The organism is Ruegeria sp. CL5 (assembly GCF_056536485.1).
Window position 1 is genome coordinate 145,342 of sequence record NZ_JBQFPS010000006.1, and the last position, 17,975, is coordinate 163,316.

At 52.4% G+C, this 17,975-nt stretch carries 16 protein-coding genes; 9 read left to right on the top strand and 7 right to left on the bottom strand.

Translation table 11 applies throughout. The features are described from left to right. Positions 1-169: 169 nt before the first annotated feature. The gene (gene clpX, locus ACR0IU_RS12220) at positions 170-1,435 is read right to left on the bottom strand and encodes an ATP-dependent Clp protease ATP-binding subunit ClpX (protein WP_170685905.1); all 1,266 of its coding nucleotides are present in this window, start codon (positions 1,433-1,435) and stop codon (positions 170-172) included. A gap of 137 nt (positions 1,436-1,572) precedes the next feature. Continuing rightward, positions 1,573-2,205 (bottom strand): ATP-dependent Clp protease proteolytic subunit, encoded by a 633-nt coding sequence (locus tag ACR0IU_RS12225; RefSeq protein ID WP_010443269.1) that lies wholly within the window; start codon positions 2,203-2,205, stop codon positions 1,573-1,575. A gap of 295 nt (positions 2,206-2,500) precedes the next feature. Here ACR0IU_RS12225 and ACR0IU_RS12230 point away from each other — a divergent pair, with 295 nt between their 5' ends. Both ACR0IU_RS12230 and ACR0IU_RS12235 read left to right on the top strand, forming a co-directional pair. Continuing rightward, on the top strand, positions 2,501-2,842 hold the full coding sequence (locus tag ACR0IU_RS12230) for an ArsR/SmtB family transcription factor (RefSeq protein WP_010443270.1): 342 nt from the start codon (positions 2,501-2,503) through the stop codon (positions 2,840-2,842). A 188-nt stretch (positions 2,843-3,030) separates the two neighbouring features. Then, positions 3,031-3,168, top strand: a complete 138-nt coding sequence (locus ACR0IU_RS12235) for an entericidin A/B family lipoprotein (protein WP_010443271.1) — start codon at positions 3,031-3,033, stop codon at positions 3,166-3,168. 1,591 nt (positions 3,169-4,759) lie between these two features. Here the strand turns inward: ACR0IU_RS12235 and ACR0IU_RS12240 are convergent. The 4 genes from ACR0IU_RS12240 to ACR0IU_RS12255 are packed head-to-tail and all read right to left on the bottom strand — an operon-like array spanning position 4,760 to position 10,482. Next, complete coding sequence (locus ACR0IU_RS12240; RefSeq protein ID WP_480716518.1) at positions 4,760-6,667, bottom strand: TniQ family protein; 1,908 nt, start codon at positions 6,665-6,667, stop codon at positions 4,760-4,762. Continuing rightward, positions 6,600-7,598 (bottom strand): TniB family NTP-binding protein, encoded by a 999-nt coding sequence (locus ACR0IU_RS12245; protein WP_480688862.1) that lies wholly within the window; start codon positions 7,596-7,598, stop codon positions 6,600-6,602. Before ACR0IU_RS12245 ends, ACR0IU_RS12240 begins: the two co-directional genes overlap by 68 nt. Then, complete coding sequence (locus ACR0IU_RS12250; protein WP_480688860.1) at positions 7,598-9,805, bottom strand: Mu transposase C-terminal domain-containing protein; 2,208 nt, start codon at positions 9,803-9,805, stop codon at positions 7,598-7,600. Before ACR0IU_RS12250 ends, ACR0IU_RS12245 begins: the two co-directional genes overlap by 1 nt. After that, positions 9,802-10,482, bottom strand: a complete 681-nt coding sequence (locus ACR0IU_RS12255; RefSeq protein ID WP_480716458.1) for a hypothetical protein — start codon at positions 10,480-10,482, stop codon at positions 9,802-9,804. The genes ACR0IU_RS12250 and ACR0IU_RS12255 overlap by 4 nt, the downstream gene beginning before the upstream one ends. Positions 10,483-12,400: 1,918 nt before the next feature. On the opposite strand from ACR0IU_RS12255, the gene ACR0IU_RS12260 reads away from it, so the two are divergent. The 7 genes from ACR0IU_RS12260 to ACR0IU_RS12290 all read left to right on the top strand — a co-directional run bounded on the left by ACR0IU_RS12260 (position 12,401) and on the right by ACR0IU_RS12290 (position 16,781). Further along, positions 12,401-12,631 carry a hypothetical protein gene (locus ACR0IU_RS12260; protein ID WP_480688857.1) on the top strand — a complete coding sequence of 77 codons (231 nt, stop codon included), beginning with the start codon at positions 12,401-12,403 and terminating at the stop codon, positions 12,629-12,631. A 209-nt stretch (positions 12,632-12,840) separates the two neighbouring features. After that, complete coding sequence (locus tag ACR0IU_RS12265) at positions 12,841-13,356, top strand: hypothetical protein (RefSeq protein ID WP_480688855.1); 516 nt, start codon at positions 12,841-12,843, stop codon at positions 13,354-13,356. A 502-nt stretch (positions 13,357-13,858) separates the two neighbouring features. Beyond that, on the top strand, positions 13,859-14,281 hold the full coding sequence (locus tag ACR0IU_RS12270) for a hypothetical protein (RefSeq protein ID WP_480688853.1): 423 nt from the start codon (positions 13,859-13,861) through the stop codon (positions 14,279-14,281). Further along, positions 14,274-14,771, top strand: a complete 498-nt coding sequence (locus ACR0IU_RS12275) for a hypothetical protein (RefSeq protein ID WP_480688851.1) — start codon at positions 14,274-14,276, stop codon at positions 14,769-14,771. The genes ACR0IU_RS12270 and ACR0IU_RS12275 overlap by 8 nt, the downstream gene beginning before the upstream one ends. A 4-nt stretch (positions 14,772-14,775) precedes the next feature. Further along, on the top strand, positions 14,776-16,065 hold the full coding sequence (locus tag ACR0IU_RS12280) for an AAA family ATPase (RefSeq protein ID WP_480688849.1): 1,290 nt from the start codon (positions 14,776-14,778) through the stop codon (positions 16,063-16,065). Positions 16,066-16,118: 53 nt separating this feature from the next. Continuing rightward, a complete protein-coding gene (locus tag ACR0IU_RS12285; protein WP_480688847.1) occupies positions 16,119-16,412 on the top strand; it encodes a hypothetical protein in 294 nt (97 codons plus the stop codon). A gap of 192 nt (positions 16,413-16,604) precedes the next feature. Further along, a complete protein-coding gene (locus tag ACR0IU_RS12290; RefSeq protein ID WP_480688845.1) occupies positions 16,605-16,781 on the top strand; it encodes a hypothetical protein in 177 nt (58 codons plus the stop codon). 230 nt (positions 16,782-17,011) lie between these two features. On the opposite strand, the gene ACR0IU_RS12295 is transcribed toward ACR0IU_RS12290, so the two are convergent. After that, positions 17,012-17,923, bottom strand: a complete 912-nt coding sequence (locus ACR0IU_RS12295) for a PhzF family phenazine biosynthesis protein (RefSeq protein WP_480688843.1) — start codon at positions 17,921-17,923, stop codon at positions 17,012-17,014. Between the last annotated feature and the right edge of the window lie 52 nt (positions 17,924-17,975).

A 17,975-nucleotide genomic window follows, 5' to 3' on the forward strand; every position in this document is an offset into this window, starting at 1 on the left:
ATGACCTCAAAGCCGATTCAATGCGAGGCTCTGCCTCGCGCTCCGAAGTATCTATAGCCAGATGAAGAGCGGACCCCTGCTTCATCTGGCTATAAATACTTTGGGGAAGTCGCCCAATGGCGACGGGGGCAGAGCCCCCTAACCAGTGCCGCGGGCAATCAGCCTCGGCTCAACCAGCGGAAGCAGATTCAGCTGTGTCAGCGTAGATGATCAGCGGTTGCGACTCTGACGTCACCGCCTCTTCGTTGACCACAACTTCGGTCACATTCTTCATGCCCGGCAGCTCGAACATCGTATCCAGCAGGATATCTTCGAGGATCGAGCGCAAGCCACGTGCGCCGGTTTTGCGTTCAATAGCCTTCTTGGCGATGGCTTTCAGCGCATCATCGGTGAAGGCCAGATCGGCATCTTCCAGCTCGAACAGGCGCTGGTATTGCTTGACCAGAGCGTTTTTCGGGCTGGTCAGGATAGTGACCAGAGCATCTTCGTCCAGATCTTCGAGCGTTGCCAGAACCGGCAGACGGCCAACAAATTCAGGGATCAGGCCAAACTTCAGCAGATCCTCGGGTTCAAGATCCTTGAAGATCTCGCCCACACCGCGTTCGTCATTGTCGCGGACATCAGCCCCAAAGCCCATAGCCGAGCCTTTGCCACGTTGCGCAATAATCTTGTCGAGGCCTGCAAAGGCACCACCACAGATAAACAGGATATTTGTGGTATCCACCTGCAAGAATTCCTGCTGAGGATGCTTACGGCCACCCTGCGGCGGAACGCTGGCCACGGTGCCTTCCATCAGCTTCAGCAGCGCCTGCTGGACGCCCTCACCCGAGACATCGCGAGTGATCGATGGATTCTCGGACTTGCGAGTGATCTTGTCGACCTCGTCAATATAGACGATGCCGCGTTGTGCGCGTTCGACATTGTATTCGCTGGCTTGCAGCAGCTTGAGGATGATGTTTTCGACATCCTCACCCACGTAACCCGCTTCGGTCAGTGTGGTTGCGTCCGCCATCGTAAAGGGCACGTCCAGAATCCGTGCCAGCGTTTGCGCCAGCAAGGTCTTTCCGCAACCGGTGGGACCGATCAACAGGATGTTGGATTTGGCAAGCTCGATATCACTGCCCGCTTTCTGGGCGTGATTCAGGCGCTTGTAGTGGTTGTGTACCGCAACCGACAGAACCCGCTTGGCGGTGGCCTGACCGATCACATAATCATCCAACACTTCGCAGATATCCTTGGGCGTTGGCACGCCGTCCGACGACTTCAGGCCGCTGGCCTTGGTCTCTTCACGGATGATGTCCATGCACAGCTCGACACATTCGTCGCAGATGAACACGGTCGGGCCTGCGATCAGCTTACGCACCTCATGCTGGCTTTTGCCGCAAAAGCTGCAATAGAGCGTGTTCTTGCCGTCACCGCCTGAATTCGTCGCCATGCTTTACCCCTCGGGCTCCGTCTCAGCAGCCCCCGTCTCGGGGCCGCGCTTGCCGTATATGCCTGCAGCTTAGGCCAGCCCTCTGGCAGCTACAATCTCAAAATCAATCCTCACGCCTGACGCGCGCGGATTTGAACCTAGGCGTCGTCGCCGTCCATTTTGGCGCGGTTCTCGACGATCTCGTCGATGTGACCCCACTCCTTGGCCTCTTCCGGGCTCATGAAATTGTCGCGATCCAGAGCCTTTTCAACCGCCTTTTTTGTCTGTCCCGTATGACGAACATAGATATCATACAGGCGATCCTTCAGCTTTTGGGTCTCTGCTGCGTGAATCATAATGTCGCTGGCTTGACCCTGATATCCACCGCTGGGCTGATGCACCATGATCCGACTGTTGGGCAGAGAAAACCGCATTCCCTTCTCGCCACCAGCCAAAAGAACGGACCCCATCGAAGCCGCCTGACCGATCACTAATGTAGAACATTTCGGCTTGATATACTGCATTGTGTCGTAAATCGACAAACCGCTGGTGACCACGCCACCGGGCGAATTGATGTAGATCGAGATTTCCTTGTTGGGGTTTTCCGCCTCGAGATGCAGCAGCTGAGCGACGACCAGATGGCTCATTCCATCGTGGATCGGTCCGTTGATGAAAATAATTCGCTCTTTCAGAAGGCGCGAGAAAATATCATACGCGCGTTCGCCCCGGCTGGTCTGCTCGACGACCATGGGGACAAGAGTGTTCATATATGTTTCAACTGGATCGAACATTCGGAACCTGCCTGCTTTGCGATGGATCGGGACTTTACCCGAAGAAGAGTTACCCGAGTCTTAGTGCTGCTGTTGGGGGGCTGCAAGGGGGGCTGAGCGTTCCGAGGAATTCCTTCGGTTTCCGAAACTCCTCCACGAGAGGTCTGGCAAACCGACAGGAATATACCATATAACATCACGTTATTTTGATCCGTGCATATAGTGATACATGCCTAGTAGTTGTACCAATTGCACTTTCAACCTAGTAACTTCAGACAATCTCGAACTTGGGCGAATATAATCGAGGAACACGATCATGGCTTTGCCGCAAATGACCGAAGATATGTCACAGTCCGAACTTGAGCGGATGGTTGAAAACGCAACCCGTGCGTCGAATTTTCTCAAGGCGATCAGCCACGAAGGGCGTTTGATGATCCTGTGCCACCTTGTTTCCGGCGAGAAATCCGTGACCGAATTAGAGCGGCTCCTGTCGGCCCGGCAGGCGGCGGTCTCACAGCAATTGTCACGCCTCAGATTGGAGGGGCTTGTCGTTCCCAGACGGGAGGGCAAGACAATCTACTACCGATTAGCGGACGAAAGACCCGCGCGGATACTTGAGGTGGTGTACGAGCTCTTCTGTAGTCCGGAAGCAGGCTAATCCCTGTAAATCTGGCTAAAATCCAAGGTGTAACTGGAAACGGGCCCAAGGCCTTCTCCGTAGTCTTGAGGTCGTATTTACGCGCCGTTCGCTATACGAGCGATGTAAGCGAAGGAGCCTTTAAAATCTGTGGCTCTGATACATAAAAGCTGCTACCCAATTCGAAACAAGCACTTATGGAGCAATCGATGATCCGAGCAATTCTAATTGGCCTGGCCCTATTCACACTTACCGCTTGCGAAACCGCAAAGGGTGCGGGCAAAGACATCGAAAATGCAGGCGATGCTATCCAGAACGCGGCTGAGGACGTTCAGGAAAACATCTGATTGCGACGGGATGTTGCGGTTTAGCAACGCCAAATCCGCAATATGTAGTTGCCAGACCCAAACAACAGGCGTAGTGTCGTCCGCACAGGTGCATAGACGCGGCATTGCATTTCTGACACTTCTACGGGGTTCTTTTGCGCAAGCAAAAGAACCCCGTTCCGTTCCGGAGGTTTGTGCGTGGTAGCCTGTATGAACCTTAAGTTCTAAAAAAGGAAAAGGCGCCAGGTGCTCAGACGCGGTCTTTGCATGCATCCTTACGGACACTCCTGACGCCTTGCCGGTTCGAACCGCCCGAGGGGCGTCCCGATCCAGTTGCCTCTGCCCCCGAAGAGGCGTTGGCGACTGCCACACGCGCTATGTCGCGTCGCAGCCCGCGCAGACCTTCTGAGAAGCTGACCACCTAATCCGAACCGAAGCCCAGTTTATCTGATCCACTACCGGTAAACCATTGCAACCAAGAGCAAATCCTAAAACCTGCCTTTGTCGCCGTGGCCCCCTTGGCCTTTGCGTCCAGCCCCTGTTCCTGAGATCAGAAGCCGTATCCAGACTTTTGCATCAGGACCCTGTTCGGGCAAGAAAATAGCACTGCAGCATGAAAATTAGACGGGGATAAACTGTTGATATCCGGCGGGAGATAAATGTGGATAACCCGAGAATTTGCGTCATGACACAGGCTTGGACGCAGACAAATTAAAAAGCGTGCTACGAGCCAGATATCACCCAGTTTCTGCACTTGCGAAGGTTCTGAGCGTTGTTCTTAGGGTGCAGTACCAAAGGAATCGGTATTCTGGACCCCGATTTTTCGAATCGAAGAACCAATGATTCCCTAGCGCACGTGACAATTCCATTCACTTGCGATCCTCAGGACGAGTTGGCATGCCGGATTAACGTAACCCCATCTGATTGCGCGCAAACGCATTGGTGAAATCACCTCTTCCGAAATCGGCCAAGTGTTCATCATTTCTAATGCGCTTTTGGGCAGCCCTGTATTGCGCAAATACTTTTTGTATTCTGTAAACTAATGCGCACGGCACCTGTTTCGTATTGGGATCCGACACGAGTAGGAATTTGATGGTCCTCAAGGCTACTCCTTCATCTATCCAGCCAGATGAACTGACCAATACAAACGCAAAAGAAGAAAGCAGAAGAGTAATCGAAGATCTGCCCTAACAGGGGCAGATCAAAAAACCGTATGAGAAAGATATGCTGCGAAGCCGTCATAGTATTAACTAGCGCTACTCCGGAGCGCGTTAATAGCTTCGACCATTTGGCCACGACAAGCAGAGCGTTCGACTAGAAATATCAAGCGCTTTCTCATCACTATGTATACGAGGGGATTTTGATACTCAGGTGAGAAAATTCGATTTGAGCCTCAATCGCTTGGTGGGTCACGCAGTTGAAGCACCAACCTATTAGAACCCACTCGTAGACAGATCACCGCTCAAAAATAGTGAAAAAACAATGGATGCATGGTATCCGGCTACCGAATGGCCCATACGACAAGGTCATTCCCGCCCACGTGAAAGATCACTTGCAACAAAAAAGACCGCTCAATAGAGCGGTCTAGGTCAAAGATCTTAAGCTTTTGTCGTCAGAGGTCGGAGACCCTGTAGAACTCGGCACCGGCAACCTTTGGATCCCACACTGGCCTGAGACCTTTGGCGACCAATTTTTTGCGTAGACGTTCAGGCTCGCGGTTCCAATAGCCGTCAATGGCTGAGAGTTTTCGAAATCGGCTTTCGAACTTGCGCAGGCTTTCGTAATCCACCAGTTCGCGCATGACCCCCATGTGAAGAACCTGTCCGCTAGCTTCCAAAACGGGATGGCCATCAGTTTCCTTTGCCTGCAAGAGAAATCTCACAGTGTTCGGGAGGACGCTTAGCTCTCGTGAAGCCTCCGAGATTGTAAAGCCAGGTTGACCTGCTTTTACGCCGAGCTTGTTCGCGACTTCTTCGAGATTCACCAACACTGACTGGAACTTGAGGTCAATCGGTAGAAGTTCGACTTTGTTCAGGTGACCGTCGAGCAATAAAGTCAGAATCTCCATGGAGGGCGAATGCAGGGTGATTGCTGTATCACAGATGTTCGACATTCCCACGCTTGGCTGAGCAACCGAACAACCGGTTTGCCGCATTCTTTCGACCAGACTGTTCAGGTCGTTTGAATCTACGCCCTTGTGTCTCCCGCTAGTGTCACCGTCATCCTGAATGACTGGCTTTAAGATACCGCTCTTTAGCAAAAGTTCGGCCTGCGCTCTGCTGCACCCGATAGTTCTTGGGATCTTGGCTACTGGAATAGCTCTACTCAGTTTTTCAAAGAGAGCTTCGGCCTGATCCGCAGGCACGGTTCGCCGTTCATCGTCAATTCGGTCAAACAACGGTAGAAGATCTGATTTGCGAAGCGCGTGAGTGGTCGTCTTAAGATGAAGGCCGTATTGAGCCGACAACGACGCGACCGTGTGCCGTCTCGGTCGGTCCACAGTCTTCCCAAACAATTTCGATCCCGCAGGTACGTAAAACCTGTCGAGAATGTACTCACGAAAGACATCCTGGATGGGTCCAACAGGTTTATCGTTCTTTCTGAACTGAGCCCACTCGTAGAGCTTCCCAAAGATTCCCTTGGGTCCGACCATAGAGGCATTTTTTACCGGACGACTACAGATGATTTCGAACCCCTCAACGATGCCCTTTTCTCCACGGGATGTGAACTCAAAACCCGTTTGACCGGCAACATCCCAATCATCTTCTGAGAGCTTTGACAGTGTAACTTGTGCGCCAAACTCGATACAGGCGCCCAGCATCTCGGTGGCACGACAAGCCAAATCAATCTGCTGCGAGTCCATCCAATGATAGCTACTACACCTTTCAAATCGTGCCTCAGCATAGAGTTGCAGGGCGGACGGGTCTCTTGGTTGAGAAACCTGCAAGCATTCCTCCAATGCGCTCCGATTGCCGGCGAATTCAGCATATTTTCCAACGACTCCCCAAGTTTTAGCCACACGTTTCCTTACCAATGGGAACCTGTGGATGGCGCAGGTTCGTATTGGAGCAAACGACCAGTTGATCCGAAAGGTCCCGGCGCGAACACCGTCCGTTTCATCTTCAATGCCCAACAACAGGCAAGTTGGACAAAACTGAATGCAATTCATATCCAGAAACTCACGATGGAACTGTTCATCTTTGAAGCGATAAAGGCGGTGGGAAACGTTTTCGTACGCCCCCAAGGCAAGCAACTCAAACGAGACCCCTGTAACCTCGGTTAGGCGTTCCAGCGCACTCCGCTTTCCAGAGATCAACTCCCTCTGACACACACCGATGAGTTTCAAAAACTCCGTTGCGCCGAGACCGCAATGAAGCAATCCAAAACGGTTGACCCACGACACAACACTTTCGCCTGCCGCCAAAGGCAGATTGGGACGCATCGCCATTGAGTTACTTCCGCCCGGCCTGAAGATTCTGTCGAGCTGTGCGCGCGGCCTCGAATGCCGCAGCCCCAGCATCAAGTTCAATGGAAGCCCAATTGGGAGACACAAAGACATTTCGCTCCCAATCGCAGCCCTCCTGCATACCCCATGCTTCGGCAAAGTGCATTGTGGTCAAGTTGGGTGCACATTCTTCAACAGCGCACTCAATTGCGTTCAGGATAGTTTCAACCGCTCTTCCAAATCGGCATCGACTCGCGTGAATCAATCGCCCTGCGAGAAGTTTGTCTCTTTCAAATCGAAGACCGATCTCATCGGTGAATGCCTCAATCAGATGCAGCAAATTGGCGTCATCCAAGCCCGGCGCCAGTGGAGCCGGTACGACTTTCGTGAACCTGCGATTCACCTGCGGGTCGTAGCTTGTGATTTCTGCGAGACGCTCCGTCCCGCTAAGGATCGGGATGACAGCGGAATCATTTTGCATCAGAGTTTTTAACATTTTGAGCATGTCGTCGATCTCTCGGGCTGAACCAGAAAGAAACATATCCTGCGCCTCATCGAACCAAAGGACCACGATGTCGAGAAGAGCCAGCCGATGACGTGCAATGCGCCAAATCTCCCACGCGGTGGTACTTGCTGCGACCCGATCCAACCCGGTCGCGGACAAAACGGCACGACCCAGGCTTTTAAGTGTTGCAGGGCTGGGCACTTGAATTCTCAGATAGCGCGGCCAGTCTTCGCCTTGTTTGACTTGAAGCGCGGGGTGTCGTGATAACACACGATTGACAGCAGTAGTTTTCCCGCTGCCCGCAGCTTCGATGATCGTGATGCCACGAGTTTCAAGGTCTCCAGTGAAGCGCCTCGCCCGCGGCAAATAGTTTCCATGTTCATCGCGCATCAAAAGGCGATTGAGGTGTCGTAGAATCTGCTTATCGCGGTCTGTTTCTACGTGGTGCTTCCTCAGCTCCATCAGGGTCGTGTATTTCTCATTTTGGCTGAAATCCGACATCATTCTTCGCCTTTCTTGATTGTCCAGGTTGGGTTCGGTGCCGGTTCTTCCGTACGCGGCGGCACAGTAGTCTTAGGATGCTGAAGTTCATCTGGTTCAGCGGGAGAAATGATTTCTCCGTAGCCAGAAGAAGCCTCATTTAGTGAAGTTGATGAAGATGAGACGTTGAACCCGACAAAGAGGGAGTCTTCGAGGTTCTTGACCCGTTCAGGGGACCAGTTTTGCGAAATCAGGCCGAATTCCAGCGAGCGCTGCTGGTTCATCATATTGATCGCATCGATTGCTTCGAAGACCACACGATCTCGCCATTTGAGCGCCTTTTGGTCTTTCGTGCGGAGGCTGCGTCGCGCCTCCATCCAAACTTGCGCGTGTACGCCAGAAAACCCAGAATGGCTTGCTTGGACCGTCTCCCAGATGTCACCAAGCCGCACTTCGATGGAACCAATATCGTCTGGTAGCCACCGCACTTCGACTTCAGTGTTACCATACCGAGTGAACCAAGCGGCGAGTCCCTCAAAATGGTAGCGAACACCAAGTACGGTGACACCATTCTTACTGACTTTGCGAGAGAGGTGAGTTCCAAACGCAAGCCTCTGGTGCTTCTCATGCGGAGTTGCTCGCAACGGATAGTTCCCTGCCTCATGGTCGGCTTTCCATTGCTCCAGAGGTGTGCGCCCCCCCAATCCAGAATGGGGCGTATTGTGATAGATATCGACGATCCAACGCACCAGCGCGTAACACAGGTCTTCAGAAGTAAGACAAGCGCGATCTTCAGAGGGATGATCTCCCCGCTCAAGAACTGATGAGAAAGTTCGACCATTCAATCGATGCAGCAGCGTCAGCCCGGCCGTCCGAAACAGACGTTCGACTGTTCCGCGCATACCCGGGATGCCCGCGATTGTTCGTTCCAGAACAATCCAGAGTTCCGCGCAGACATCAGCAAATACGCCGGATTTGAAGGCTGAACCATTGTCGGTAACTACCATTTCTGGTGTCGCAGCCATGTGCCACCCTGACACGGCACCTACACGGTCTGCCCATTCACCTTTGTCGCACATGCTCATTCGAAGGCAATCAATAGCACCAGAGGCCTTTGGGTTGCGTGCCAGCTTCATCCCAACGAAGCAGCGCGTTCGACAATCGATTGCTGCGGTAATCCACCATCGCGCCTTTTCGTTGTTTAGACCAAGCTCAAGGAGTTCATCCGTAGAAAAAAGACCGAGGAGGCCACTGTCGGCCATGAGCGTGATAAGATCGATTTTCCACTCGTCGATTTGAATTTTTTCATATGGGCGCGCAACTTCCAGACCACGGCCAACCGGCTTGAACATCTTCTCTGCTGCCTGTCGGCCTTCCCGGTTCAAGACGACTTCAAATTTGTCGAGGTCATTGATTGTGTTGCGAACAGTTTCCCGGGAAGGAATCCGGAACTCCGACAAGCCCTGCTCAACGCGCTGCTGGTTCTCAAAAAAGAACTTTGCTTTGACGTCTTGGTAGGTGTTGGCTTTGGAAGGGCGATTGGGAGAAAGATAGCTTTCCCTGACAGTTGCGACGAGTAGTGCCCGCTCTTCTGGGGTGAAGTAACTGTTACGGTTTCCGCGATTGGACATGTTGTCCGCAAGGCCTGCGAGTCCATATTCGCGATAGGCGGTTACCCATTTTCGGAGAGTTCTGGCATGAACCTTATCGAGCACCTCGGTGGCCTTTCCACCGGGACGCCGACGACGTTGACCCGCGCGGATTTCGTTCTCTCTTTGAATCTCGTCCGGGCTTGGCGCCACTTCGCGCAGGTACTCAGATCCTCGCGAACAGATTTCAGTCATGTTCAGCTCGATTGAGGGATCATTCGCAGCAACCAGACCTTCAGCATGCATATCCAGGTAGGCTGAAACATACGCCTGTTTGAAGCGGAGACGAGCCCTCTGCTTTGGCGTAAGGTCCGAGATACGGGACACAGGAGCTACAAGCCGTTGGCGCGCATGCTCTGGTAAAAAATAGTCCGGTTCATGGAGAATCTTTCCGCTTCCATTCAAGCGTGCCAATTCACCGAACGAAAATGTTTCAGCAAGTCCGACATCGTCTGTTGACCGGAGAATATAGCTATCCCCCGATTGATAGACCAAACGCATCGCCTTGCCTCCAATGACGACACGGTCATGCTGGTTAATCTGAAATCGGCCGTAGTGAGATGAGTTTGCTTGGGTCATTTTTCAGCTCCCACCGCATGCACGAGAGCCTCGGGTGAAAGGACTTCATGACGTGATTGCCGAAGAACGCCCCGCCGAACCAAAAACAACAATGCGCGATAGCCACATGCCGCCATACCAACCTTCGTGCTCAAATCACGCAGTGTGACGGAACCGACCAAGTTTTCGGTAACTTTCTTAGCTTTGTCTTCGGCTCCGGCACTAAACTCGGATGGTCTAACAGACGCAAAAATAGCTGCGTTTCGAAGGTCGATCTGGCAAAAGCTTCTTTCAGTCACCAGGCGAACCTCACAACAGAAGCCCGAGTGGACTGCATGACCAGCTACAACTCTCATTTCGGAAAGAAAACGTTCAGACGATGCTCGTCTTTCTGGTTTGACGGTATAGGCGATACGTGCGCCTGATCTCAGAAATGCAAGGACATCGAAATAGTGACGTTTAGTACGTCCACCCTCTTCCCATTCGAACAGTGCCTGTTCCTTGAGGCGCTCGACCTCGCCACTCGCATTCAAAAGTAAAAGATTGCAGAGTTCGAGGTGGGATTCAGCTTGAACCCGATATCCTTCGTTTTCACCAAGGACGGCAAATGCCGTACAATGCCCCTTGGAGGCGTTCGCAATTCTTCTGTCTGCCCTAGAGGCAGCTGGCAACTTAATGCCACCCTTTACATGGTACATGTTTCTTTCTCGCACGCTTTCGACCGCACCCTCAGCAACCCTGAGATGATGCTTGGTCAATTTCGGATAGACCACGAAACCAGCGGGAATGCCGCTGGTTTATCCGGCTATTCGTGCGAAACTGAAGATGTGAAAAATGCCCTTAATCGCAAAGCTATGGCTCACGCCAAAAAATCGGAGCAATCGAACATTTCTTGAAAGGATGACGACCACGACTCTTGCCTCATTCCGAACTCAAAACCACTGAAGGTCGCAGCAATCGTAGTGAATGCAATGACAGACGACCTGAACTTCCGTTACGGAGATTCAGCAGGCTCTTATACGAGCGAAAGCGATATCGTAGCACTTGTTCGTCATTGGACCCTTCAATTCACACATCTTGCGTTCCAGATCAAGGCAAAACTTACGCCTTCCAAAAATTTCCTTCTACTTATTGGTGTGAGATCAGCGAAAATTGCGACCCTGCCCGAACCGTGAGATCTTCCACGGCGCGAGCCAATCAAACTGGTCATCGAGGAATTGAAAACGCTCTGAGTAGCAAAAACCAACTTGGGTTCTTTAGTGAAAGTAACTGCCTGACGGCTCTTACTGCTCCATCCGAATCAGTTTCACAAGGCAGCGGGTTTCTTACATTCTGAGCACTCCCAAAAGAGAACTTAAAGCGAACAAATTTTGGAGTAAGGTGCCTTCAAAATTTGCTGAGAGAACGACTCTATTCTTGTATGGAAGCAGGTTTATTCTTGGTTTTTCGCTGCGTGAATTAGGCAAAGCCTAATTCAAACCGGTTTTGCTTATTCCCACAGGCCATCAAGGATAAACGTTTTAAAACAATATCTTATTGAGATTTTCCCGAAAATCTCGTACGATTTCACCCAGTTCGAAGTCGATCCAATCCCGGAGCGGCACTATTGGTTGAGTGAGAAAACTGAGATGACGGAGCTGTCATACTTCCAAAACTCCGCAGGCAGCGATGCTTCGGTAAATTGGGATTGTTCGGAGCGAGGCTCTCCGGGCAATACTCACTACCAAAGTTGGTACTGGCAATGGAAGCTAGTCAGTGTCAAAGCACTACCGCGGGAGAATTCAACCAAGATCGCAGCAACAGAAAATGGCAGAATCTGTTGTCGGCAACTGCGTTTCTTTATGTTGATCAAATTTCTCCAGATGATAACCAAACCGTAGTGGGGGACTCATAGTGACTTAAATGCAGGAGGTTGGAAAAACCACTGGTTGAGGAGCAATACGCCTATAAAGTGTGTCCAAATTCAAACGGAGCCACACCACCGAAACCCTTGCCACTTGGATCATATGGTCGTTTTCAGCGCTCTACAGCGGCACTGATTTTCACAGCATAATGCTCTCTTGAATGTCAGATCTCTCTGACGCGAACTGTTACCTGCCGGCACCCTGCGGGGTGCTACCAGCGTATCTGGGCCACGGCGTTGGGAAAGATATCTTGGAGGCCAGTATTGAACATCTCAGTTCCGTCAGCACGGATGCGGTGTTCGTGTTGAGCGTCCCTGCGTTTTACCCTCGATATGGGTGTGTCCCAACGGACAAGCAGACGCCACACGCGAACCTGATGTCTACACCAGAGGCCTGGATGGCGCTTGAGTTGACAAAGGAATCTTTACAGAGACTGAGTGGCAAGACCGTGGCTGTCCCACAGTTCATGCAACCTCATTCGTGGGACACTTCGCAACACGGGTGAAATCCATCCGGAATCGTCGCTGAAAAACCGGGGCCCGCACTTCAATACTGCTATTTGAAGGGTGGGTTCATTTCGCGTGGTGTGAGATAGCGAAGTTCAAAATGGACAACGCGTTCTGAAGTTTGCCTGAGTGCCAACGTCCTGGCTGAAGCCTTGGCAACACCACTGGCTTTGGTCTGCTATCCTCAGCCAAAAGAGGTGGATTCGATGACACAAACTGAGACTGAACACTTTGAGCACATCCAGTTCCGGATCCCGAAGGCGAAGCTGGATGAGTTTAATACGATGGTCTACGAGCGCTATGGCATGAAGCATGGCGGTAAGACCAAGATGTTCCTCGATCTGATTGCGGAACATCAGACATCGCAGAGGATTGCGCTGTTAAAAGCCGAGATAGAGCGGTTGGAACAGCAAAGGCCTGGCAAACACGCGCTCTAGGAAATTAATTCACCGCCGGCCCGATAGGTCCTGTGATCATGTGACGAAAGCAGTTGCAATTCCGGCACAAAGAAACGCGACTTTCTTGTAGTAATAGATACTACAACTTGCAGTTGACACCCTAAGCGAAGACCGTTGTCCCGCCAAAGTGCTGCCGGAACCCAATCGGAGCTGACCCTCCTACCGGCGGAATTCCAGGAGGGCGCGCAATGTCTGAAGCTGAAGCCACCATCAATGTGGTCGACTACGACAACATTCAGAAAAGCGTTGAGCTCGAATTAGGCGAAACCCCATTGGGTTGGTCGGGGATGGTGACTGAACTTTTTGAGCACATCAAAGCACGCAGTGACGAGATCGAGATCGACTATCCGAAGGTTCTCCAAATCAAGGAAAAACTCGGCGAACTCCGAATCTACTTCAGCAAGGCATCTGAGGACGAACGCATCCGCGGCTGGGTCACAGCCACTATCGATAGGGCGAACCAAAGTTGCGAGCGTTGCGGGAACGCGGCTCGCCCGCAGAATTTAGGAAGCTGGATCATAACGTTATGCTGCTGGTGCGCACATGAGGAAGCGGCCAGACGGTTCAACGAGCACAAACGCCGCTATTTCCGCCGAACGGACGCACCCGAACACCTCGTCTGTGCGGTCTGTGGTTACGTTGGACATATCGACCGTTCAGATGACAGGCGGAGGTGCCCCAGTTGCGTGAAAAAAGGATGGTGAGATCTGGGCGGGTTCCACGCTGCTCACGAAACTCATCGCCTCATGTGGAGTGGCTTAAGAACTGGTCTCCCGCTGTTTCAAAGAAGACATGGAAGCTTCAAACCAGTTCGCGCCGACTAAGAAACCGGACGTTCTGGCGCTCTTTATGAAACCAGAATCACCTCCAGATTCTCACCTTGAGTGGGGAAATATACGTGCCTGATACGGTCGGGAGGCAGCGTTTCGAACAACCCATGATAGAAAGATCCCGGAACTACGCGGTGAATCACGACGTTTTGCACGCTTCATATTGACATGACGACCCATGCTGGTTCAGCTTCGCCCCATGACCAACACACGCATCCACTGCCAACGAATATCGGCTTAAGTCGATACCCCACCGAAACACGTGGGAGGCAGCATTGGTTATGCGGGCGGGGCTTATACCCCTGTGAAAGCTCCAGATTAGAGTGCACGAGTCGGTTCGATTCCGACGCCTCCTACCAACCTCTGGAGGCAGTCCATGTCAAAAGACCCCAAAACAATTGAAGACCTGAAAAGACGCCTGAAGCTCTACGCCAACGACGAGCTTCTATCGGAAGTCAAAACGCGCATCGAGACTGGTGAGCTGAAAGAAACGCTTCTGTTCCATGGCGCTACAGGTCGCATGTACTCAGACGATGGGAAAGAAGACCGACGCCGTCTTCCTCCAGACGCCATTCTGCGCTTGGTATTCCCTTTTCACGAATTCGATCCTGACAGTATCAGTCATCAAAACGTCTCTGAATGCCTGTTCGACTTACCGGACGAACACTTCTCTGCTCTGAAATCGACGGTGGCGGCAGAGACAGAAAAAGGCCTGCATCGTCTTATTGCTGCGCTGGAGGAAATCGCTTCAGCGCAAGAGTCCGAGCCCCCTAGAACCGGGGATTCGGCGGATGACTAACACCTTCGACTACGATGACATCCGCGGCTCCGTTGAGAAGCACCTCGGAAAAGACAATCTGGGATGGGTTCGGATTATCACCGAGTGCTTTGAAGCGATCAAGGAGCACTGCGATCAGCGAGAGGAAAGCTATCCCTCGGTCGGCCAGATCAAGCAGAAATTCGGCTCGCTTCGGATTTACCTAGATGGCGCGCAGGAAGACACGTTCATTCAACTGCGGTTGCAGCAAGCTATGCAGGAAGCGGAGATGTCCTGCGAGCGGTGCGGAAACGCCTCTACAACTCAGGTCATCGCCGCCTGGCATGTCAACCTGTGCTGTTGGCACGCGCACGAGGCGGCCAGTGAGCGGATGGAAACCTTTCCCACAGTGCGTTTGAATACTCGTGCCAAGCGAGATGCGCTTCAATGTCGTAGCTGCGGCTATATCGGCCAAATTGCCTGGGGCGCATCGGGCCACCGATGCCCCGCCTGTGTTGCGAAAGGTTGGTAGCCCGATGAGTGATGCAACCTGGGAAGAAGATGAGATTTTTACGCTGGCTGGCTTCAGCCATGACAAGGCAGACATCCTCCGCCCTGTGTTGAGCGCAGCCAACTCCCATGCGTCTTGGGAAATCGTGAAGCAAATGATTTTGGAAAGAGCCGGTTCTGAAGACCTCCTCAAGGTGATCAATGAAAGATCTGAAGAAACTGCAAGATTTAGCGATGAACCCGACAATTGGCGGCAGATTGAAATTAACCGTTTGAGGGAAATCGATCCTGCTCTGGCGGTCTTCGCCCAAGACACAGTGGAACAGATGACGAGCCTGAAGCGCTGGAAAGAGGTCATGGGCCTTATTTCCGAACGTCACACTGCCGATATGAGCATGGAAGCCTCGCGAGCAGAGAGTGAGAAAGCCACTGCTGCTAGGTATCTGCTGGACAAGGTGGACTTTGAGTACCTGCCGCGCACACTCAGAAAAGAGATGCCGGAACATATCAAGCAACTCACAACCTGGAGCAATCAATTTTCCCGGCTGGCCTCACTTGATGAGTTGAACAAACTTCGTGAGGTTTCCCACAGGTTCCCTCATTGCAACTTCGTCATCGAAGAGATGGCCCATGACATCGAGTGCCGATGGAGCATCGGATCTGACATCCTTTATATCCAACCCACCCTACTGGTTGGCGAGCCCGGCGTTGGCAAAACAGCTTTTGCAAAGACAGCCTGTAAAGCTCTCGGCCTTTATGTGCAAAGCGCAAACGTCGGCGGCAAATCGGAGAACCATTTGTTTGGTCTTTCGGTAGGTTGGAGTAGCGCGCATGCAGGGATCGTGACGGAGGCCGTGGCAACGGCACGCATCCTTAACCCAATGATCATCCTTGACGAAATCGACAAGACGCACGCGAGCCGCAACGGAGATATCACCGGCGAACTTCTGGCGTTGCTCGAGCCCTCTGAAGCCAGGAGATATCGAGAGAAATATCTGGCGGCTGACGTGGACGCCTCCCACGTGAGCTGGATTCTGACGGCAAATGATCTGAGTGGCATTCCTGCGCCTCTTCTCAGCCGCTGCACAATCTATGAAATCCCACCTCCGACACCAGAGCAACTACCTGCGATCATTCAAAGCCTGGTGAGCGAATTTGCTGCTGAGTTTGGGTTGAGACCTGAGTTCTTTCGGCTGGATCTGGGCGATGTTGAAGCTTTGGTAGGCACCTATGGGCGGCACAGATCAGTGCGGGTTCTGAGACGGTTAGTTCGGGGCCTGCTGCATCAAAAGACCAAAAATCACCCGTGGAACTAAGGCGGGTCCATGACGGCCAAGCGTGCAAACATACCAAAATAGGAAAGATGAAAATGCTAAGAGTTGTTGTTTATGTAAACCACACCCCAATTGCGGAGGCGCGTGCAGGAAACATGAGCGGGCTTGCGGATATTTCCGACTACAAGGTCCGAGTATTCGAAGATGAAGCCCCACATCTAGACATCCCGGCTCAGGATGTGACCGGCTGGATCAAGGGGCACACACGCCGCAGCAGCGTTTGGTATCTGGTTCGAAAGATCGCCGGGTTGGCCGTTCGGGAGATTGAAGCAAAGTCTGACGATGAGCAGGACGGGCCGCCAGATGACACGCAACAAAACGAAAAATGAGGTGCTGGAGCCGGTTTCCCGTCCTTCTACACCATTGCAACCTACTCGCGCTGAAGGACGAGCTTGTTTGTGGAATTAGAGCCTCTTCGGAAGAAGCGGTCGCACGCCCGAGAATTGGCTTTCCGAGTGCGACGAAGTATTATGCAAAGTTAGCCAATTGCCCGAAAGCGTCGGATACAGAGGGGAATGGGAATGTCAGAAGAAAGGCCCAATGAGACTACGGAAGAATTCGAGAAACGCTGCGAGGTAGATGCGATCACCGTGGCCTTTCTCCTCGTCAAAGCAGCTCAGTTCGCCTCAGAGGATGGGCTAACGCGAAAAAGCATGAGCGCGGATGAGTGGGGAGAACTCGCTCCAAAGCAGGTTTAACAAGGGCAAGTGTCGCCGGTTTTGAAATTGTGCGATAGGCCGCTCGCAGCCCAAAGCAGACGTCAGATTTTGACACACGGTGCGGAATTCGGACATTCGCTGCGTTCCACCCAAACGTCAGCGATGCGCAGACAGCGGACTTTGCAAAATTCAGCGGACGGCCCAATTCGGACGTCGCCCGATGGGCGTCGTTGCTGCGGTGCAGCCCGCCATTCGCCGCGAGCGCCACGCTAGAAAACAAATCGACGCGAGCACATGACCCTGCCGAAACCACCTGCCATGAGGCCAGAGATTGTTCCATTATCGATTTCCAGATCGATATTTATCAGGCTCGGACTCGCCGGGTTCATAAACACCCCTTGTTCGATTTGAAATGATCGTTGAGATGATCCGACAAAGTCGTGCAATACACACGCTAAAGGCCCCGCAGCCATCCCCGTCGCGGCTTCTTCTTCAATCGCATATCTGGGCGCAAACATGCGGGTTGTCGCGTCTCGGTTGGTCGCTGATGGGTCTGTTGTAAAGACGTAATAGCCGATCAGATCCAGTTGTTCGCTGATTTGTGTGATTTTGGCGAAATCTGGTTTCACCTTGGCAAGACCTTCGGCATCAGCGAGGCCGATAACAATGAAACTGTTGCCGGTATTGACCAAAACCGGTGGGATCTCCTGATCAAGTTGATGTCTGCTGATCCCAAGGGAGTTCAGTACATCGTCGATGCTTACACCCTTTTCCGCCCATTCCTCTGGTATCGCGTATTTTGGGGCCAGTTGTTCCATATAGGCGGCACCTTCTTTCATGAGTATGCGCCTCGGCCCATCAACCGTCTCCTTCGAGGTGTTGGGATTGGGAATCCGGCCTAGCGCTTCAAGGCGCGAGAAGGCGGCGATTGTTGCGTGACCGCAATGAGCAATGCGCCGGTTTGGTGTGAAGAAATCAAGTTTGAAGCCTTCGGTCTCAGACCGAGAGACAAAGGCCGTTTCGGACAATCCAACCCTTGCCGCAACGGCTTGCATATCCTGTTCGCTCAATTCATCAGCGTCCAGGACGACGCCTGCGGGGTTTCCTCCGGCGCCACCGTCGACAAAGCCGTGTACGATTTCCACTGTTACCTCTACGGCAGTATTTGTTTGCGTATTCATTGACTTACTCCATGCGTGAGGTCGCACCTTTGAGCGCGGTGCGGCCAGTTCC